The organism is Actinomadura barringtoniae (genome assembly GCF_017573505.1).
GTDB lineage: Bacteria > Actinomycetota > Actinomycetes > Streptosporangiales > Streptosporangiaceae > Spirillospora > Spirillospora barringtoniae.
The window spans coordinates 591,421-611,915 of record NZ_JAGEOJ010000001.1 but is presented as its reverse complement, the minus strand read 5'-3'; the positions used below and the strand labels follow the sequence as shown (position 1 = coordinate 611,915).

13 protein-coding genes and 1 pseudogene are annotated in these 20,495 nt (G+C 70.4%); 7 read left to right on the top strand and 7 right to left on the bottom strand.

What is annotated here, in order from left to right:
* The first annotated feature begins 51 nt into the window (after nt 1–51).
* Nucleotides 52–1,725, top strand: a complete 1,674-nt coding sequence (locus tag J4573_RS02720) for an aminotransferase-like domain-containing protein (RefSeq protein ID WP_243772425.1) — start codon at nt 52–54, stop codon at nt 1,723–1,725.
* 292 nt (nt 1,726–2,017) lie between these two features.
* Here J4573_RS02720 and J4573_RS02715 read toward each other — a convergent pair whose 3' ends face one another.
* Nucleotides 2,018–2,584: a hypothetical protein gene (locus tag J4573_RS02715; RefSeq protein WP_307796459.1), complete on the bottom strand. Its 567-nt coding sequence runs from the start codon at nt 2,582–2,584 to the stop codon at nt 2,018–2,020.
* Nucleotides 2,585–3,114: 530 nt separating this feature from the next.
* On the opposite strand from J4573_RS02715, the gene J4573_RS02710 reads away from it, so the two are divergent.
* Complete coding sequence (locus J4573_RS02710) at nt 3,115–4,323, top strand: phosphotransferase family protein (protein ID WP_243772306.1); 1,209 nt, start codon at nt 3,115–3,117, stop codon at nt 4,321–4,323.
* A 19-nt stretch (nt 4,324–4,342) separates the two neighbouring features.
* Here J4573_RS02710 and J4573_RS02705 read toward each other — a convergent pair whose 3' ends face one another.
* The 3 genes from J4573_RS02705 to J4573_RS53580 form a co-directional block, all read right to left on the bottom strand.
* A complete protein-coding gene (locus tag J4573_RS02705) occupies nt 4,343–5,830 on the bottom strand; it encodes an RNA polymerase sigma factor (RefSeq protein WP_208253565.1) in 1,488 nt (495 codons plus the stop codon).
* A gap of 234 nt (nt 5,831–6,064) precedes the next feature.
* Entirely contained in the window at nt 6,065–7,600 is a 1,536-nt protein-coding gene (locus tag J4573_RS02700; RefSeq protein WP_208253564.1) for an RNA polymerase sigma factor, read from the bottom strand.
* Nucleotides 7,601–8,161: 561 nt separating this feature from the next.
* On the bottom strand, nt 8,162–10,783 hold the full coding sequence (locus J4573_RS53580) for a substrate-binding domain-containing protein (protein ID WP_208253563.1): 2,622 nt from the start codon (nt 10,781–10,783) through the stop codon (nt 8,162–8,164).
* Between the two features lie 249 nt (nt 10,784–11,032).
* Here J4573_RS53580 and J4573_RS02690 point away from each other — a divergent pair, with 249 nt between their 5' ends.
* Together J4573_RS02690 and J4573_RS02685 are read left to right on the top strand one after the other, a co-directional pair.
* Nucleotides 11,033–12,058, top strand: coding sequence for an endonuclease/exonuclease/phosphatase family protein (locus J4573_RS02690; RefSeq protein ID WP_208253562.1), 1,026 nt, complete (start codon nt 11,033–11,035; stop codon nt 12,056–12,058).
* 28 nt (nt 12,059–12,086) lie between these two features.
* Nucleotides 12,087–12,977, top strand: a complete 891-nt coding sequence (locus J4573_RS02685) for a TrmH family RNA methyltransferase (protein WP_208253561.1) — start codon at nt 12,087–12,089, stop codon at nt 12,975–12,977.
* A gap of 162 nt (nt 12,978–13,139) precedes the next feature.
* Here J4573_RS02685 and J4573_RS02680 read toward each other — a convergent pair whose 3' ends face one another.
* On the bottom strand, nt 13,140–13,295 hold the full coding sequence (locus J4573_RS02680) for a hypothetical protein (protein ID WP_208253560.1): 156 nt from the start codon (nt 13,293–13,295) through the stop codon (nt 13,140–13,142).
* 188 nt (nt 13,296–13,483) lie between these two features.
* Between J4573_RS02680 and J4573_RS02675 the strand changes: the two genes are divergently transcribed.
* Complete coding sequence (locus tag J4573_RS02675; protein WP_208253559.1) at nt 13,484–14,587, top strand: DivIVA domain-containing protein; 1,104 nt, start codon at nt 13,484–13,486, stop codon at nt 14,585–14,587.
* Between the two features lie 252 nt (nt 14,588–14,839).
* On the opposite strand, the gene J4573_RS02670 is transcribed toward J4573_RS02675, so the two are convergent.
* Nucleotides 14,840–17,059, bottom strand: coding sequence for a tetratricopeptide repeat protein (locus J4573_RS02670; protein WP_208253558.1), 2,220 nt, complete (start codon nt 17,057–17,059; stop codon nt 14,840–14,842).
* A gap of 149 nt (nt 17,060–17,208) precedes the next feature.
* Here J4573_RS02670 and J4573_RS02665 point away from each other — a divergent pair.
* Together J4573_RS02665 and J4573_RS02660 are read left to right on the top strand one after the other, a co-directional pair.
* Nucleotides 17,209–17,630 (top strand): annotated as a pseudogene (locus tag J4573_RS02665) (TrmH family RNA methyltransferase); the annotation flags it as partial.
* Nucleotides 17,631–17,782: 152 nt separating this feature from the next.
* The gene (locus tag J4573_RS02660; RefSeq protein WP_208253557.1) at nt 17,783–18,571 is read left to right on the top strand and encodes an SCO6745 family protein; all 789 of its coding nucleotides are present in this window, start codon (nt 17,783–17,785) and stop codon (nt 18,569–18,571) included.
* A 408-nt stretch (nt 18,572–18,979) separates the two neighbouring features.
* Here J4573_RS02660 and J4573_RS02655 read toward each other — a convergent pair whose 3' ends face one another.
* On the bottom strand, nt 18,980–20,398 hold the full coding sequence (locus J4573_RS02655) for a PH domain-containing protein (RefSeq protein ID WP_208253556.1): 1,419 nt from the start codon (nt 20,396–20,398) through the stop codon (nt 18,980–18,982).
* Nucleotides 20,399–20,495: the final 97 nt, after the last annotated feature.

The following is a 20,495-nucleotide window of genomic DNA, read 5'->3' as shown; positions in this document are numbered from 1 at the left end:
TTGCCGACGCTCGACCTGCCGCTCACGGTGGACCGTACGTCCGACGAGCCGATGAGCGCCCAGCTCACCGCCCAACTGCGCGCCGCGATGCGCGAGGGGCGGCTGCTAGCGGGCGAACGCCTGCCCTCCAGCCGTTCGCTGGCCGGCGTCCTGGGCGTCAGCCGCACGGTCGTCACCGAGGCCTACGAGCAGCTGTACGCCGAAGGCTGGCTGGAAGGTCGCCACGGCTCGGGCACCTTCGTCAGCAACATCGCCGCGGAGGGCGCCGGGCCCGCCAGAGCCGTTGGCGGCGTGGGGGGATCTGGAGCCGCTGGCGTCAGGTCCCCTGGGGGCGTCGGAGTTGGTGGGACCGCAGGAGCCGCTGCCGCCGGGTCCGTTGGCGGCTTGGGGGCCACTGCCGCTCGGGGCGTCGGGTCCGTTGGCGGCGCGGGGACCACCGGAGCCACTGGCGTCACGTCCCCTGGGGGTGCCGACGCTGGTGGGGCCGCCGAGGCCGTTGCCGGTGCGACCGCCGCCAGTGATGCCGCCGCCGGGGGCGCCGGCATCAGGGCCGCTGGGGTAGCCGCGGCCGCGGCTCTGGCGGCCGATGAACCTGGGCAGCGGGGCGACGATCTTGAACAGTGGTCTGGCGCCGGCGGGGCGTTCCCGGCCGGGAGCCTGCTGGGCGATGGCAAGGTCATCGATCTGCGGCCGGGGGCGGCCTGGCTCGGGGAGCTGGACACGGCGGCGTGGCGGCGGGCCTGGCGGCTCGCGGCGACGGTGACTCCCGCAGCGCGACCCGATCCGCACGGCCTGCCAGGGCTCCGCGCTCTGCTGGCGGACTACGCGCGCCGCAGCCGCGGGGTGGCCTGTACGCCCGAACGGTTGCTCGTCACGCGTGGGTCGACCAACGGGCTGGACCTGCTGGCGTCCACCGTGCTGCGGCCGGGCGATCGCGTCGGGGTGGAGGACCCCGGGTACGGGAAGGCACGTTCGGTACTGGCGGCGCGCGGGGCGGAGCTGGTGCCGTGCCCGGTGGACGAGCACGGCCTGATCGTCGAGGACCTCCCGGACGACCTGCGCCTGGTCTGCACGACGCCCTCGCACCAATATCCGCTCGGCGGCGTGCTGCCGGTACCCCGCCGCCAGGCGCTCCTGGCCTGGGCGCGGCGAACCGGCGCGCTGATCGCCGAGGACGACTACGACGGCGAGTTCCGCTACGACGTGGCGCCCCTGCCCGCGCTCTACGGGCTGGATCCCGAGGTCGTGGTCTATCTCGGCACGACCGCCAAGATCCTCACCTCGGACGTCGGCGTCGGCTGGCTGATCGCGCGGCCCGATCTGGTGGAGGCGATCGCGCGGCGGCGGGCCGAGTTCAACGACCGTACGGCCGTGGTGCCGCAGGAGGCGATCCGCCTGCTGCTCGAACGCGGCGACCTCGCCCGCTACATCCGCCGGATGCGCGCCGAGTACGCGCGCCGCAGAGCCGTGGTGGCCGAGGCGCTCGACGGACTCACGTTGCTGGGCGATACGGCCGGTCTGCACGTGGTGGTCCTGCTGCCCCAGGACGAGTCCGAGCGCGTCACCAAGGAGGCCGCCCAGCGTGGCGTTCTGCTGGACACCCTGGAACGCCATTTCATGGGCCCGCCACGATTCGCGGGCCTGGTAATCGGCTACGGCTCAGCAGCCACCACCCGCGAACTACGTGCCGGCTGCACGCTAGTCCGCGAACTAGCCGCGCCCTAACGAGAAAGGGCCGCGCGCCCTAACGAGAGGCGTGCGCCGTGCGAGAGCGTGGGGGCGCCTCGTCCTACCGCCGGAGAGTCTCAACGTGCGCTGGTGAGGGGCTTGAGGTGCCCAAGCGGGGAGGGATGCTGCGCGCTAGAAGTGGGGTGCGCTGCGCGTAAGAGAGTGCGGGCTGGGGGCTGGGGGCTGGGGGCTGGGGGCTGGGGGAGCGCCGGGCGCGGGCGAGGAGGGGCTCGCCTTGCGCGCTCGGCGGTGCTGCTTGCCGGCGAGGAGGGGCTCGCCGGGCAGCGCGTTAGTGGTGGGCTGGTTCGGCGGGGCGTACGGGGGTCAGGCGGGGCGGCTCCGGGTCGGGCATGCGCACGGGATCCGGGGGGCGGATCAGGTGGCGGGCGCGGCCGGGGGCGCTCTCTTCGGTGGGGACGGGTCGGGGTTTGGGGATGGCGGTGACGGGGGTGTCGGGGCCGGTGACGCGGCGGATGTCGATGCCGCCTGGGTCGGGTCGGTCGACGCCGGGGATCTGGGAGCCGCCGAAATGCCCGCCGCGCGCCCAGCTCCGGCGGTCACGGCCGGAGTGGTAGGACTGCGGCGAGGGCAGCGGAGGTCCCGCGGGCCAGCGCCGGGTGACGCCCCAGGCGTCCAGCCAGCGCATGATCGCGTCGAGCCCGGTCATGAGGGTGTTGGTGAACGGGTCCCGGGCGTGCCCGACCACCATGATCTGGATGCAGACCCGGCCCTCGCAGCCCACGTCGCCGAGGAGGCGGGCGGCCCTGGTGGCCGGTACGAGCTGGATGATCTCGCCGGACGAGGGGTTCCAGACGAGATGGGTAACGCGTCCCTCCCTGATCAGATCTGCCGCCACCGATCTCGCCGATACGGTGCGCGGGTCGGATTCGCTGCTGAGCCAGGCCGTGCGCGGAGCACCTCCTCGCAACGGCCCGCCATCGGACTGTGCCGGCATGCGACCGGCTCCAGGCAGCCATGCGTCTGCCACGGTGCGTCCCCCCCAATCGGGCGGTCAAGGCCCCGAATTGGTCTAGTCCTTACGTTCGTAGCCCAGCCGGACCCGGGTGTCCAGCCCGCCGTCTTGCAGGGGTTTCGGCGACTATTCACCACTTGATCCAATAATGTGCCGGTCTGATCGTCTGTCGTCGCAGATGCGTACCCCTCCCGTTCGCCAAATCCACCTTGTTGTCGGGTTTTCCTGCGGAACTCCGGCCACCCGAGTGTCACCAGTCTGTATCCGTCCAGGTGACGAGTGTGATCAGGGATGGGTAAGTATGTTCCGGGGGGCGGCCGGAAGTGGCCGGGGAGTTACTCCGGGTTTCCCATGAGGGCAAGCCAGGGGGTGCCCTTCCCACGCAATACCGAGTCACGTTCTAATAGGGCCTCATGACCGTTGAACTCCCGGCCGGCGTCCCCGGCATCGACGTACCCCGCCTGGCGGACTGGTTGGCCGCCGCCCTGCCCGGCAGCGGCCGGATCAGCGCGATCGACGTGATCTCGGGCGGGCGGTCGAACCTCACGTACGGCATCACGCTGACCGGCGCGGACGGCGCACCGACCGGGTCGAACGGCGGCGCGTCGAGCGGGGCGGGCGGTGGCGCGTCGAGCGGGGCGGGCGATGGCACACCGGCCGGGGCGGGCGGTGGCGCGTCGAGCGGGGCAGGGGGTGGTGAGCGCAGGATCGTGCTGCGCAGGCCGCCGCTCGGGCACGTGCTGCCGACCGCGCATGACATGAGCCGCGAGTACCGGGTGCTGTCGGCGCTCGGCGCGGGCAGCGACGTGCCGGTGCCGGTCACGCTGGCGTTCTGCGACGACGAGGACGTCATCGGCGCGCGCTTCTACCTCATGGACTACGTCGAGGGCCGCGTGCTGAAGACCAAGGAGGACGGCCTCGACGTCACGCCCGAGCAGGCGCGCGGGCTGAGCGAGTGCCTCGCCGAGGCCCTGGCGGCGATCCACCTGGTGGACGTCGAAAAGGTCGGGCTGAGCGACTTCGGGCGTCCCTCTGGATATATGGCGCGCCAGCTGAAGCGCTGGGGCAAGCAGTGGGACGCCTCCCAGGAGGCAATTCGCGCGGGCGGCGTGACCCACGACGTTCCCGAGTACGACCGGCTCACGGCCCGCCTGGCCGAAAGGCTTCCCGCCGATGGCGTCCCACGGCTCGTGCACGGCGACTTCCGCCTGGACAACGCGCTGGCACGCCTGGAGCCCCGTCCGGAGATCGCGGCCGTCGTGGACTGGGAGATGTCCACGCTGGGCGACCCGCTGTCGGACCTCGGCCTCACACTCGTCTACTGGGCCGAGGCCACCGACCCCGAACTGCTCCCCGTCGGCGCCACCATCACCCAGGCGCCCGGCTTCTACACGCGCCGCGAGTTCGCCGAACGGTACGCCGAGCTCACCGGCACCGACCTCGGCGACCTCGACTTCTACGTCGCGTTCGCCTGCTTCAAGCTCGCCGTCATCCTGGAGGGCATCCACGCCCGCTTCCTCCAGAACGCGACCGTCGGCGAGGGCTTCGACCAGATCGGCGATGCGGTCCCGGTCCTGGTGAACCGGGCCCATCACATCCTCGACACCCGTTCCGCCTGGTAGGCCTCCCGGACAGGAGCGGTCAGCAGTAGGAGACCTGGGCTGCTCCTCCTGGGGCGAACGAGATGGTGCCGCTCTTGGAACCCAGGCACCAGCCGTTCGTACGGGAGACGGTCACGCCGACGGTCTGGCCTGCCTGCAGGTGGCCTCCGCCGCCCGCGCTGAGCTCGCCGGACGAGCCTGCGACCTGCCAGTTGACCGGGCCGCCCATCGCGGTGATGTGCATCGAGCAGGAACGGTTGGTGCCCATGCTGCACCCGCTGACGGCCAGCGTGCCCGGCTTCGGCGGCGCGGGCGGCGGCTTGTGCGGCGGGGTCCCGGGCCGGCCCGACTCCGAGGGCTTCGGCGACGGCGACTTGGTGGGGGACTCGCTCGGGCTGGGGCTGGTCGTCGTCGGTGACGGCGACGCGCTGGGCGAGGGCGGGGCCGAGTCGCTCGGCGGCGGCAGGTCGCCGGAGCCGTTCGACGGGTCCTCCGACGGCTCGCCCTGGCTGTTGGAGGGGGGCGCGGCCGAGTTCGCCCCCGAGTTGCTGCCGCTGAACATCGTCATCGACAGGAGCACGATCACGGCGACCGCGACGATGCCGCCGCCCACCGCGGCGAGGACGGGAACGTTCCTAGGCTTTGCCTCACGTTCCTTGGTGGCGCCCGGACGGTAGGGGACCGGCCAGCCGTACTCGTCGAACGGCTCGGCCAGCGCGGCGATCCCGCGGCGGAACTCGCCCCGGTCCGCCGCGGTGGCGGCGGTCAGAACGTCCAGCCGCAGGTCGGCCGGGATGGCGGCGATCGGGAGAACGGACAGGAGGCGGTCGGCGGGGATCCGCGGCGTCTCGCGCGGCTCGCACGTCGGGCAGCTCGCCACGTGCCGTACGAGCGACTGGGAGGCCTTGGGAGTCAGCGGCCAGGAACCGGTGAGCGCGGAGACACTGGGGCAGTCCTCCCAGTGGTTCTGCGCGATCAGTGCGGCGCGCAGCGCGCCCTCAAGATCGGCGAGCGCGCCCTCGAGCAGGTCCGAGACCTCCTCGTAGGACATGCCGAAGATCCCGGCGAGGTCCGGCGGGTCGAGTTCGTGGCGGACCGCGAGGTCGACCGCCTCGCGCTGGCGGCCCGTGAGCGCCGCCATCGCGCTGTGGGCGAGCGCGCGGCGTTCGGTACGGCGGTTCATCGCCTCGGTGCTCAGATCGCCGTCGTCGGCCTCCGGCGCCTCCTGGCCGGTGTGCCGGGACGGCTCGTCGCGCCGCCGCATGCTCTCCTTGCGGGCCAGCGCGTACAGCCAGCCGCGCAGCCGCGTCGGATCGCCGAGCCCGCCGATGTGCGCGCGGGCCGCGATGAGGGTGTTGCGCAGCGCCCCCGCCGCCTCGACCCGGTCGCGCAACAGGCCGTGGCAGTAGTCATAAAGGAAGGGAGCGTAGGTGTCGTAGACCTCGGTCAGCGCGATGACGTCGCCCGCACGCAGCGCGTCAGCCAGCCGTGGATCGTCGAACTGACCGGGACTGGGCTCGGGGGCCACGAAGTCCTCCCACGTGGATCGGTGTGTCTGGACAAGCCCCCGGTGAGCCGCCGACGCGGGCCGACGGGCTCTGGTTGCCAGATCTTGCCACCAATTTCCTGGGATTTCTGCGGCTTGATGAGATTTGTGTGGTTGGTGATGCACGCTGCGTGACCGGCGGCGGCGCTTGATCAACAGTAAGTGACCACTGTGGCCTTATTCACGCCGTTCGGTCGGTTGTGGGGTATCGACGGGTCATTCGGCCATGGGGTGGCGGAGGATCTGCTGCGGTTTGCCGGGGTCGTCCGGCGAGGGCTCCGCGCAGACCCAGGTGACCGAGGCGGCGGCGCCGGAGGAGAAGCGGACCGTTCCGGACGTACCGCCGTCGCAGGAGTCCGGGCGGGACGCGGTGACGGTCGTGGAGGCGCCGGCGTTCAGACGGCCTGCGCCGCCCGCGCGGACGCCCCCGCTGGTCCCGATGACCGCCCAGGTCACCGAGCCACCCACGGCGCGTACGGAGATCGAGCAGGTGTCCTCGTGCAGGCCCATGCCACAGCCGCCGACCGACAGGGCGCCGCGGTGCGGCGGCTTGGTGGACGGCGAGGGCGTCTTGGACGGCCGCGGTGTGCGCGTCGGCGTGGGCGTCGGAGTCGGGGTGGGCGTCGGCGTCTCGGTCGTGGGGGTGTCGGACGGCGTGGGGGACTCGCTGGGCGAGGTCGGCGTGTCCGAGGGCGTCTGCGAGGGGTCATCGGGCGCGCTGGACGTCTGCGGCGGCGTCTGCGCCCCTGTGCGCTTGTCAGGGCCGTCGCCGGGGAGCCACATGAACGCGCCCGCGACGATCAGGATCACCACGGCGGCCGCGACCACGGCCGGGAGGAGCCGGGGCGGCCCCGAGGCGCGGCGGCCCTCGGGCTGCGGCCGCTGCTCCTTGGAGATGGGCCAGCCCCACTCGTCGAACGGCTCGGCAGCCAGCGCGATCCGCTGCACCTTGTCGGCGGGGGCCGGGGCTCCCGCGGTCGCCAGGATCGCGGGGCGTACGTCCGCGGGCAGCAACGCGACCGGCAGCACCTGCAGCAGCCGGCCGGTCGAGACGCGGCGGTTGCGGCGGTTCATGCAGGTCGGGCACGACTCGATGTGGCGGATCAGCTTGCGCGCGGTCGGCGGGGTGAGCGGCCACTGGCCGTCGTCCACCAGCGCGGCGACGCTCGGGCAGTCGTCCCGTCCGCTCAGCGCGATCATCGCGGCGGCCAGCCCGTCGTCCAGGCGGCGCTGTGCCTCGGCGATGAGGTCGGCGGCCTCCTGGTCGCCGATGCCGAGCGCACCGCCGATCTCCGGCGCGATCAGGCCGTGCCGCAGCAGCAGGTCCAGCGCCTCGCGCTCGCGCCCGCGCAGGCCCGACAGGGCGCTGTGAACGAGCTGACGCGTCTCCTGGCGCGAGGCCCGGTCCTCGGCGTCCATGAACACGTCGTCGACCTCGGGGGCCTCGTAGCGTTCGGTGGGGCGATCGGGGTCCTGGAGGCGGCGCAGGCACTCGTTCCGGGCCAGCGCGTACAGCCAGCTGCGGAACCGGTCCTGCTCGCTCAGCTGCCCGGTGTGGGCGTACGCGGCGATGAACGCGTCGTGGAGGGCGCTCGCGGCCGACCGCTGGTCGCGCAGCAGCGCGTGGCAGTAGTCGTACAGCCGTGCCGCGTACCGGTCCACGAGCTGTGCCAGGGCGTCCAGCTCACCGGCGGCCATGCCCTGCGCGAGGCGCAGGTCGTCGGAGCGGTCGAGACTGGGCCAAGCGGACACGAGGTCCTCCCGCGAGCTGAGACGTCAGCGATGCGGTTTCCCTCGGGCCGGATCGGCGCGGGGAACCGTGTTTCGCGGCGGCGCCCGGAGCCCAGAGCCGTGATGGCGTCCGGAGCCGGGAAAGCCGCCGTACTCACCGGCCCGGCGGGCGTGGTGTCGCCCACCCCGCCTCGGGCCAGGGGGGAAGTTCGAAGGAGGCCCGACGGCCCCGCTCCCCGTCGGGCCTCCATGTAGATTGACGATCGACCCCCGCGACCGGTTGACACGGTTTCTAAAGAAATCTCCCGGAATCTCTCCCGGGTCGTATCGCCCCAGCTCCACGCGTTGGCAGCACACGTCACTTCCGCACACCGAAGCGGGCCCGAGCGGCTCACAGAAACTGAACGCGAACGCCCCTCACGACCGCCGGTGTCACAACTGCACGCCCGCACGCGTCCCGGCTGCGTGCTTGAACGTGCGTCTCCGTACGGAGGATCCGTACGGAGGACTGCGCGGCTGAACGCGAACGCCCGCACGGCGCCTTGTGGGGCGATCGTGCGGGCGTTCGGGCGCTGTAGGGGACTACTCCTGGATGCGGCGGGACAGCATCTTGAGGAAGATCTTCGAGATCTCCTGCGGCGTCTTGGCGATCTGGACGCTGCCGTGGGTGGCCTCGGCGATCTGCTGGAGCTCGTTCGGGTCCACGCCGTTCCCGAAGCCGATCATGTTGACCTGGATCGGCTTGCTGGGGTCCTCCTCCTTGCGGAGGGTCTGCAGCGTCTCCTTGAGGGAGGGGCCGCCGGCGTCGTCGTTGGCGCCGTCGGTCAGCAGCAGGATCGAGTTGCCGAACTCGGGCTTGTAGGTCTTCTTCATGTCCCGGTACGCGGCGATCAGGCTGTCGTACAGGCCCGTGTCGCCGTTCGGCTTCGGCTGCATCTGGCCGAGCTGCGACAGGATCAGGTCGCGGCGCTTGACCGAGCCGATCCGCTCGCCGAGCGGGCCGACGTTCACGACCGGCTTGTAGTCCTGGTCGCCCTGCAGCTTGGTGGAGAACAGCCAGATGCCGAGCTCGGTGTCATCGGACATCATGCTGAGGCCGCCCTGCGCGACCTGCGCGGTCGCCTGCAGGCGCGTCACGTTCGGCGCGACCTTCTCGGCCATCGAGCCGGAGATGTCGATCAGGGTCAGCACGCGCAGGCCAAGAGACAGCTTGGCCCACGACTGCATGACCTGCTGGACCTCCGACGCCTGCGGCACCGGCAGCTGCCGCGGCCGCGCCGGGCTCACCCCGTACCGCTGGCCGAACGAGGAGGGCGCCTTGCCGTCGGGCGAACGGAACCCGAGCGCGCGCACGTCGTTGCGCGTGGTGTCGGTGTTCATCGCCTTCTCGAGCAGCTTGGCGGCCTTCTGCTTGGCGTCGTCGGTCGCCGTCACCACGTACGGGTAGTCGAACGAGAGCGTGCCCTCGATCGGGTACAGCGCCACGGCGGGCTCGGCCGGGTTCTTCTTGTTGTAGTTGTAGAGCGCGGCCTCGGAGGAGAGCGCGATCGGCTGCTTGCTGGTCCGGCCCTTGCGGAACTGCGCGTACTGCGAGTTCACGGTCGGCACGGTGCTCTCGCGGACCGTACGGACGATGCCCGTGAAGATCGAGTCGCGGTTCGGGTCGTTCTTCAGCAGCGTGTTGACGACCATCAGCCCGGTCATGCCCGCGGCGTTCCGCGACGGGTCGGGGACCAGGAGGCGGATGGCGTTCGGCGGGATCATCTGGTTCTTGGTCACGCCGCCGCCCGCGACGCCGCCCGCGGCCTTGAGGAGGTTGTCCCAGGACGGGGTGGCGGTGACGCCCTGCTGCTGGAGCTGCCCGGCGAGCGTACGGGGGAGACCGACGACCAGCGGGCTGGACGCGACCGAGGTCTTGGTGGTCTCGACGTTCTTGCCCTTGTCGGAGTCGCGGACGAGCGAGGTCCAGAGGGAGGAGTCGGGGATCCACGCGTCGGGGCGCGGGTTCGTGCCGGTCTCGACGCTCTGCCCGGACAGCAGGGTGGAGACCTGGCCCGCCTCGGTCTTGGAGACCTTGGCCGTGACGCACTTGCCGCCGACCTTGTGCCGGGCGCCGTTGAACCGGTCCGCCGCCTTGATCACCGCGGGCGCGATGTCGGGGTTGGCCGCGACGTCGAGCGTTATGCCCTTGCCGCTGCCGCAGTCACCGCCGCTCTCGGCGAACGCGTAGACGCCGACGCCGAGCAGGAGGGCCAGGCCGACCGCGCCGGCCATGGGGCCGATCAGCGCGGTGGCGCTGCGCTTCTTGCGGCGCCTGCCGTACTCGTAGCCACCGGAGCCGCCGCTCCCGTACCCGCCCGAGCCGCCGGAACCGCCGCCCGAGCCACCGGAGCCGCCCGAACCGCCGTCGTCCCCGGCGCGACCGCCGAAGAAGCCTGCGGGGCGTTCGTCGGAACGGCTGATCGAGTCGTACTCCCCGTACCCGAGGCCCGAGGGAAGCCCGCCGCCGGGCTCGCCACGTCCGCCGCCAAGCCCGCCAGGACCGGAGCCGGGACCGCCGGGACCGCCTGGGCCGGGACCGCCAGGCCCTCCGGGGCCGCCCGATCGGGGTCCGCCAGGACCGCCGGGACCGCCAGGGCCGGAGCCGCTGGGACCGTACGCGCCGACCGCATTGGCCGCGCTGGAGCCGCGCCCAAGCCCGTAACCGCCCGCGTCAGAGGACCCGCTGAAGCCGCCGGACCCACCCGGACCGCCATGTCCACCAGGCCCGCCATGTCCACCAGGCCCGCCGTGCCCAGCGGGACCACCAAGGCCACCGGGGCCGCGTCCACCAGGGCCTCCAGGACCGCCGGGGCCGCCAGGGCTTCCCGGACTGCCGGGCCCTCCTGGGCCTCTGCCTGCGGGCTGCTCGCCCGACTGCCGGGCCACGAACCACTCGGGCGTCTCACCCGAGGCGCCACCAGGGCCGATGGGCAGCCCGCCAGGACCACTGGATGCGCCGGGACCGCCAGGACCGCCGTGACCTCCCGGGCCACCGGGCCCGCCGCGACCGCCCGGACCGCCGATGGGCAGGCCCTGGCTGTCGCGAGGCCCGAACCAGTCGGAGGATCCGTCGTTGGCCGGGCCGAAGACCGGTGTGGAGGGGTCGGGCGTTCCATCGCCCGGCGCGCCCTCCGGGAAGTCATTGCGATGACGTCCGCTCACGGCAGTCCTCGATTCACCAGAAACCCATCGATGTTCCCCGGCACTGTAGTAGTACGCACCGAGAGGTTACAAAGAACTCAAATTTGATAATGACGCAGGTCATGAGCGTACGTCGTGATTGCTCATGCTTTGCCCGCAAGTTCTCACGCCCCGCGTTCGGAGGAGTACTCCACGGCGCGGCAACTCGGCGGCCTCATCGAACGTCAGTACATCTGGGGGCTCCAAAGGCGTCGATGGACCGGGGGGACCATGACCGAGGGGACTGCGGAGAGCACCAACGGGCGGCTTTCACTGCGCAACGGCCGCTGGCGGACCGTTCTGGCGTGGACCGGTGTGGGCGCCTGGGGGACATGGACGCTGGTCAGGCTGGCAGGAGGCGATCGCCTCCCGATCATCGCCACCCCCGCTGCGCCCGCGCTGGCCCTCACCCCCTACGTGGCAGCGACCGTTCCCATCCCGATCCTCCTGGCCGTCCTCCTCCGCCGCTGGAAGGCCGCGATCGCTGCGGGCGTGGTCGCGGCAGGCCTGGTGGCGGTGGTCCTACCGCGCGCCATCGGCGGTGATCAGCCCAGCGCCCACGGCCCGGTCGTACGGATCCTGACCGCGAACATGCTCTTCGGTGAGGCCGACCCCAACCGGATCATCCAGCTCGTACGCAGCACGAATGCCGACATCCTGAGCCTTCAGGAGTTCACCACGGGGGCCGTCGGACGCCTTGAGGGCGCAGGTCTCACCAGCCTCCTCCCTTACAAGGTCATCGATCCTCGCTGGGGCGCGGCCGGTTCCGGCCTTTACTCGCGTTATCCCATGCAACAGCTGCCTCCTCTGCCACGCACCCAGATGGCGATGCCCCAAGCCGAGGTGACCCTCCCGAGCGGCCGCCGCCTTGAGGTCACCGCCGTACACCCCGTACCGCCGATCTCCGCGGAGTCCCTCCACGACTGGAAGCGCGACCTGGGCGAGCTCCCCTCAGCCCGCCCGCCCGCCGAGGCCTCAGCCGGCAACGCCTCCGGCCCGGTCCGCATCCTGGCCGGCGACTTCAACGCCACGCTGGACCACGCCACCCTCCGCAAACTGATCGGCCGCGGCTACGCCGACGCCGCCGACCGCGCCGGCGAGGGACTCATCCCCACCTGGGGCCTCACCGAGCCCCGCCCGCCGCTCACGATCGACCACGTCCTGGTCGACCGCCGCTGCCGCGTACAGAAGGTCGAGATCCACGACCTCAAGGGCAGCGACCACCGAGCGCTCTTCGCCGAGGTCCGCCTCCCCTGACACCCCGCCCGGTCGGCACAATTGAGGGATGGCCCAGCTCATCCCCGTCTCCGACCCCACCGACCCGCGTCTGGCCGACTACGTGCGGCTCCGCGACGTCAACCTGCGCAAGAGCCTGGAGGTCGAGCACGGCCTGTTCATAGCCGAAGGCGAGAAAGTCATTCGCCGTGCCGTGGGCACCGGCCACCCCGTACGTTCCCTCCTCATGGCCAGCCGCTGGGCCGCCCCCCTGGCAGACCTCCTGGACCCCCTCGACGCCCCCGTCTACATAGCCGACGACGAAACCCTCGAGCAGGTAGCAGGTTTCCAGGTCCACCGAGGCGCCCTGGCCTCCATGGAACGCCTTCCCCTGCCCACCGTCGAAGACCGCCTGACCACCGCCCACCGAGCCCTAGTCCTAGAAGACCTCGTAGACCACGCCAACCTGGACGTCCCTGTGCAACACACAGAGCCGCCCCGCCGCATCCTCATCCTCGAAGACTTGGTGGATCACGGAAACGTCGGCGCTATATATAGGTGCGCCGCAGCCCTGGGCATCGACACGATCATCTTGTCCCCCCGCTGCGCCGACCCCCTCTACCGCCGAGCCATCAAGGTCTCCATGGGAGCCGTCTTCTCCATCCCGTACGCCCGCATGACCAACTGGCACGACGACCTCAACATCATCCGCGCCGTCGGCTTCAAGCTCCTCGCCCTCACCCCTGACCAATCGGCCGTCCCGTTGGACAAGGCGCCGATGGGTGAACGCGTCGCCTTGATGCTCGGCTCCGAGGGCGATGGCCTCTCCTCTCATTGGCTGGACGAGGCGGACGAACGCGTCTGCATCCCTATGAGCCCCGCCGCCATGACCAACGGTGTCGATTCCCTGAACGTCACGGCCGCCGCCGCCATCGCCTGCCACAGCCTGATGCGCTCTTAGGGAGGCAGGGCTCGTCCAGACACGGCTATCTTCCTGAGATCGGTAGGCCGGATCACGTCTCGGATGATCCGACTGTGGTCGCCGGATCGGACAGTACGGCACATGGCGGCCCTCGGCCCTCCACCGTCGATCGACGGTAGGTGTCGTAAGACCCGTTCGGATTCATCGGTCGCCTCGCAAAGCTCGGATGATGGGTGGAATGGTCGCGAGCAGCGTGGCGGCGGCCGTCAATACTCCGGCAATGATCAGAGGATCTGCCGGCTTCAGTTGGATCACGACAAATCCGGCCAGCGCGATCACCGCGAAAGCTACTGCCACGCCAGCCAAGATCCTCAACCGATCATCTGAATGCAACGCCTCTGGCTCCTCTCTCCGCGTTGTCATCCCAGGAACGCAGAGACGTCATAGGTTGCGCCAGCTTGCAACTGGATTGGGAAGGGCGTTGCACGAAGTGGCAATACTGAATACGCCCCCGAACGAACTCGATTTCACGCGATGATGTCGCTGTGAGGGAATCATCGGAACTTGCCCGCCGTGAGGATGCTGGCTGGCGGCCTCTAGACCAGAAACTTCCACCCGAGACCCAGGCATGGGTCACTGAGTTGAGGCGGATGTTTCGCACGACGAACATGACCGTGAGCCGGTTCGCGCACCTACATCAGGAGATCGACAAAGGGACGCTCTCCAGATACCTGAACGGCAAGAGGGTTCCCCGAGACCGGTGGCTTGTTGATCGGCTCCTAGAAGCGCAGGCCAGTGCAAACGGGGTCTCGGTTACCGAACGGGTTCGGGAACATGTGTACGATCTTCAGCTCCAGGCCCTGTCCGTCGCTCATCCTCACGAGTACAAGATCCGTCTTGTCCGCGACGAGCTCGAGTTGGCCGTGACCCGCTTGAACGAGGGCAACCAGTACGCCGCCAATCTCGAGGAACAACTCGCTGAGCGAACACTCCAGGTTGAGGCATTGGAACGTGAGAAGCAAAAGCTCGCGGCAGGCTGGGCCAAGGATCGCGAGTCATTCCAGGCGGAACTGGATCGCCTGAAAGTCGAGAGGGACAGCCTGCGGCACCGGCTGCAGACGGCTCATCAGTATCAGGCCGATGCCGAACAGTCATGTCAAAGACTGGAGGCCGTTCTCGAAGTACTTCACGACTCCGAGAAGCCGGACACTGCTCAGCCTCCGACCTGGACCTGGCCACTGACCGCGGACGATGTGAGGGACTCAACGTTCGCTGTGGCCAGATTCAGGCCAGGCTATGACGAGAAGGAGGTCGACGAGTTCCTCGACCGGCTTGAGGAGGTGTTCCGATCAGGTGAAATCGGGAGGTTTCGACTTGGAGTGATCACGGCTGATGAACTGAAATCGGCTCAGTTCACCGCGACCGGGCCAGGTCGGAGCGTGACCGGGCCAGGTGGGTCTGTGAGAGGCGCCCTGCCCAACCTTCGACCCGGCTACCTCAAGAAGGACGTAGACGAGTTCCTCGGCCGAGTTGAAGGGGTGCTCCGCCTGATTGAGCAGGCAGAAGCTTCCTCGCGGTCAGCCCTCCGCCTGGCCGTTGACGTCCTGCCGCCCAGGCAGCCCATTCGGCGTCTGCCGCTCAGCGGCTGAGAGTCCCAGGAACGGTCCTGGTCGCAGGAACCGGGGGGACCAAGGGGTCACGCGGCCGTTGACGTCCTGTGAAACACAGAGCCTCCCGATCCATCACAAGGAGACGGGGCCCTGGATCGTCGTGCCTTTGCGTCGACTCAGACCTTCTCGAGTTCCGTCCAGCGCCAGAGCACGAGGAACTCGCCCGCGACTATCGCGAGGTTCGCGCTCTAGGGCAGCAGGCAAGCGGACCGTCACCGAGGACCGCAACGGCTACTCGCTCGCGGTTGCGCCGCGGTCGGTCTCGATGTCGCGCAGCGCCTCTGCGTGCCAGACCTCGTCGCCGAGCTCGTCGAAGAGAGCGGCCGCCTGGGTGTGGGCCTGCACGGCCTGGTCGCCGTGCCCGATCTGCCGCAGCACGCCCCCCAGCCCGACCAAGGCCCGCGCTTCGCTGTGCCGGTCGCCGGTCTCGCGGTGCAGGTCGAGGGCGGTCTGGTGGGCGGTGATGGCTTCCTCGAACCGCTCCACTCGTTGCAGTGCGTTCCCCAGGTTGTTCCACGCCATGGCCTGGTGGCGCCGGTGGCCGAGCTCGCAGAAGATGTCGAGGGCGGTCTGGTGGGCGGTGATGGCCTCCTCGTCCCGCCCCACCTGCTCCAGCGCGAGCCCAAGGTTGCCCCACGCTCCAGCTTCGCGGTGCCGGTCGCCAGTCCGGCGATAGATGTCGAGGGCGGTCTGACAGGCGCTGATGGCCTCCTCATACCGCCCCACCTGCCGCAGCGCGAGCCCCAGGTTGTTCCACGCCATGGCTTCGCGATGCTGGTAGCCGAGCTCGCGGAAGATGTCGAGAGCGGTCTCGCAGGCGGTGATGGCCTCCTCCCCTCGCCCCACCCGACGTAGCGCGTTCCCCAGGTTGTTCCACGCGGTGGCTTCGTTGGGCTGGTCGTAGGTGCGATTGGCGGTGTCGCAGGCCAGGGTTGTCAGAGTGATCCAGTCGCTGAACCAGCGCCGCCATTCCAGGTAGTCGCCCAGGTGCAGGGGCAAGGCAACGGTGATCTCGGGGCGGGGGCCGGCGGCGGTGTAGACGGCGGCGACCAGATTGTCGATCTCGGTGTCCAACCATTCCAGCGCCTGCTCGCGGGTGCCGAACCCGAGCGCCGCCGGATCGGCCACGGCGGGGTCGAGGTGTGCGGCGGCGGCGCGGGTGGTGTCGAGGTAGTGCTCCAGCAGCCGCTCCAAGGCTTGGTCGCGGTGGTCGGTGGTGGCGTGGTGGTGGCCTAGAGAGGTGGCGTATTGGCGGACCAGGTCGTGCATCCGCCACCACCCGTAGGGTTCGCTGGCCTCGATGAGGTGCGCTTCGGCGAGGCGTTCGACCAGCCGCTCGCCTTCGTCCGGCCACAGGAGGGCGGTGGCGGCGGCCGCGGTCGTGGAGATGTGAGGTCCGGGGTTGAGGGTGATCAGGCGGAACATGCGCTGCTGGTCGGTGGGGAGTGCCTGGTAGGACAGGGTGAAGGCGGCATGCAGGCCGGGCCGGTCGTCGTCGATGCGCGACAGGCGGGTGGTTTCGTCGCCGAGCCGGTCGGCCATGACGGTCAGCGGCATGCGGGGCTGGGCGGCCAGCAGGGCTGCGACCAGGTGGATCGCCAAGGGAAGCCCCGCGCAGGCCTTGGCCACTTCGGCGGCTGTGTCGGGGTGGTCGGCGGCGCGGGCGTCGGTGGGGCGTTTGGAGGTCAGCAGCCGGGCCAGCAGTTCGGCGGCGTCATCGTCGGACAGGACGTCAAGGTCCAGTAGTTGCGCCGGTAGGCGGGCCAGGATGTGGCGGGAGGTCACGATCGCGCGGCCGGCACCGGGGAGCAGGTCCTGGAGGTCGGTGTCGGGGGAGGCATTGTCCAGCACCACAAGGATCGGGGTGCCCAGGTCGGCATAGGCGGCCAGGATCGCCCGGTACATCCGCACCCGCTCATCGAAGGCGGCCGGGACCACCTCGTCGGGCGCCCCAAGCCCGCGCAGCAGGTTCGCCACCGCCTGCTCGGCGGTGAGCCGGGCGGAAGTGTAGCCGTGCAGGTCGATCGCCAAGACCCCGCCACCGAACCAGCCCTCGGCCAGTGCGAGGTGGACCGCCTGCACCGCCAGTTCGGTCTTGCCGATCCCGCCCAGACCGGCCACCGCTGCGGTCACCAACGCGACCCGCGCCCGCACACCGGCTCCAGTACCGGTCGCCGTCTGGCCACCTGACGAGCCCGGATGGGTGCCGTGGCCGGGCGCGGGAGCCAGGACCTCCAGCAGTCCGGTCAAAGCCTCGGCCCGGCCGACGAACTCCGGTGCGGGGGCACGCCAGCCGTTGAGCCCGGCGGGCACCTGGGGCGGGAGCTGCACGGTGATGTCGCGGCCTTGCACCACGGAGCCGATCACCACCGAGCCCGACACCGAGTTCACCACCCAGTCCGGCCCGGCCTGGCGCCCGTCCCGCTGATCGTCCTGTTCTTCGGCCGCCATGGCGTGACAGTACGGTCATCACCGCGCCGCCCGTACGCCGCCGGGACGAATCAGAAGGTGCGTGACCGGCCCCGGCCACCCAACCACACCCGAGCCCCCCACACCTGGTACCCGGGCTTGGGCGCGGAGCCCTGGCACCCGCCTGAACGAACGTCGGCTCCATATGTAGGTGCGCCGCAGCCCTGGGCATCGACACGATCATCCTGTCTCCCCGCTGCGCAGACCCCCCCTACCGCCGGTCCATCAAGGTCTCCATGGGCGCCGTCTTCGCCATCCCGTACGCTCGCATGACCAACTGGCACGACGACCTGGCCACCGTCCGCGCCACCGGCTTCACCCTTCTGGCCCTGACCCCGACCAGTCCAGCGTCCCCCTGGACAAGGTTCCCCTCGGCGACCGCGTGGCCCTCATGCTCGGCTCCGAGGGCGACGGTCTTTCGTCTCATTGGCTTGAGGAGGCGGACGAGCGGGTGTGCATCCCCATGAGCCCCACTGCCATGTCCAACGGCGTCGACTCCCTCAACGTCGTAGCCGCAGCCGCCATCGTCTGCCACAGCCTGATGCGCCACTAGGCGAGAGTCGACGCTGCTGAAGGAAATCGACCGGAGTTGTGTCGGATCCGGGTCACGGCGTTCGTAGCTAGGGTGAGAGGCGCCCACCAGGGCGCCGACACGACCGCAGGAGATGCAGCCCGATGTCGCACCCGCAGGCCAAGGTCCACCGTATGTCCGAGCTCGTCGAGCCGATCGCCACCGCCACTCTCTCTGAGGGGCCGAACGAGGCGTTCATGGCTCTGGGCATGCGCAACTACTGGGACGGATACTTCGCCGGCCGGGCCGCGCCGCTCGGCCTGGCCCCGGCCGAGGTGGTCCACGCGGTCTTCTACAACTTCGCCGAGGGCGAGGTGGCGCGGCACGTCCCGTGGGTCTGGGGGAAGATCACCCCGCAGGAGGCGATCGCCGTACGCGAGCGGACCAGCGCCGACGTGTTGCGGCAGAGGATCGGGGAGCTCGCCGATTCCCCCGTTCTGGGGCGGGTCGCCGACCTCGCCACCCGAGCAGCGGTCAGCGCGCCGACCGAGGGCCGAGTGCTGTACGCCGGGAACCGCGCGCTCGACATCCCCGAGGAGCCGGTGGCCAGGCTCTGGCACGCGGCGAACCTGCTGCGCGAGCACCGCGGTGACGGCCACAACGCCGCCCTCGTCGCCCACGGCATCGGCGGCACCGAAGCCCACGTCCTCATGGCCCTCGCCCTCGGCATGAAGGCGGAGGAGTTCGGCAGGATCCACCACCTCCCCAAGGCACAGCTGGCCGCCGTCGTCGACGGCCTGCGAGCCCGCGGCCTCGTGAACGCCGCCGGCGGGTTCACCGACGTCGGCCGGGAGACCAAGGAACGGATCGAGTCCCTCACCGACGAACTGGCAGCACCCGCCTACGACGTCCTCAGCACAGACGAACTCGACGAACTGATCGCGGCCCTAGAGCCGATCTCCGCCGCGTCCGTCGAAAACTGAGCGGCCGCACGGCTCCACCTCGGCCACCAAGACGAACGGGTGGTTGCGCGCGACCAGGCACGCTGTCATCCGCGGCACCGATGGTGAGCTCGGGCTAGCCGTCGCCGGTCAGGTCGCCCCTTGGGCGGGCTCTTGATCAACTCCTCTTCCGCCCGCTTGTTCCTCGAAACCACTTCACCTGATACGGCCCCCGGAACAAGATTCGCCGTATCAAAGATCATCTAGCGTCGGCCCAAGATCCGCCAGGAATCCGGAAGATCCCTGGACCGGACGATCCGCCCGCGCCGCCGCGCCGCCGCGTTGGGGCGGCGTCGAGGGGGTGGCGGCGAGGGGGCGGCATCGTCCAGAAACCTCGACGTCGTGGCCGCCGCCATCGCGTGCCACGACCTCATGGGTCCTAGGGGATCGCTACGTCGCCAGGGGCGCCGTGTGCCCCGGCTGTAGCTGCTGAAGGAGGAGTTGCAGGTCGGCGGGGGCGGCGGCGAGGCGGATCGGGGTTCCCGCGTCGTCTAGCTCTGCGACGTTCCAGCTGGCCGGGACCGCGTCACCGTCGCCACCGACGACGCGACGCACGCGACGCACGGTGATCCGTTCCGCGGGTATCGGCTTGGCGCCGAACCGTCCGGCCGCCGGGCCTAGCACGACCGCCATCGGGCCGTCCCCGAACACGATGTAACCGCCGAACTCATGCGGGTTGTAGGGGGTGTCGTCCAGGAACCGGGCGCGGACATAGACGTCCTCACCGGGAGTCGGCCCGCCGCTGGCCGCGCCGACGCCGGGGGTCCGGATCGCCGTGGCGCGCCATGCCCACCGGACGAGGAGCAGCGTCGCCACTGCACCCACCGCTGCGATAGGGATGGCGAACGTCCCGGAGGGCCGCAGGAACGCCAGCGGCAGCAGCCACACAGCGGTGCCGAGGATCGGTAGCAGGAACGGCAGGGTCGTGGGCAGTACCTCGTCCGCGGGCCGCCGACGATGCCGCAAGCGGACCAGGACCCGGGCGGCCGGGTAGCACGCGCCCAGGAGCAGCCCGGCGGCGATCATCGCCATCGCGCCAGGCTGCGGCGGCTGGGCGCGGTAGGTGTGCCGAGTCCCGGCGACCTTCACCACCTGGTCATGCCAGAAGGTGACCGCGACCCGGTCGCTTTGCCTGAACGCCCTGGCGTCCTCGCACCCCACGCCTGCCCACTGGAGCGGCTCGTTCCCGGCGAAGTACAGCCAGCTCTCGCCGTGTTTGCCACAGTCGACCATGGTGCGGTCGATCGTCCCGGCGGCCGTGTCCAGACAGTCCTTGCGCGCGTTCTGCGGCGTGGTCGCGCTGCAGGCCGAGGCCGACCGCCACGCCCGCGACTCCCGCTCCTGGTACGGCACCATCAAGGCGAGCAACCCCGCTGACAGGAGCAGCAGAAGGCAGATGGACACAGGCACCCACTGCCGGTCTGCGGCCGTGCGGCGCGTGACTTTGGTGGAACGTTCCGGAACCTCCGGCCGATGACACCGCAGCAGGCTGCGCAACGTCTGCACCTGCCTGTCGAAGTCCGCGTGCCCCCTGTTGTCCACGGGCAGGGGCAGCCGCAAGACGCGCCCGTCGTCCAGAACCGCCTCGACCTGACGGACCACCCCGTTCTTGTAGGTGTCCCGCTCCCGAACCCGCAGATCAGCAAGCTCGTCCCAGCGCACGCGCCGACGCCGCAACAGCGTGCTGGTACGCAACCCGTCCTCATCGGCGATGACCTTGGCGGTCCCCACGTACGCAGAAAGGACTCCGAAGAGGACGGCGATCCCAGCGGCGCCACCCACCCACAGGTCCAGCCTGCCTGCGACCACCCAACGAACCGCGCACGCCCCCACCGCGACCACCGTCAAGCCGGCACCGATCCACACCCCCTGCACAGGGGACCGGAGAACGGTCTCGCGTACCTCA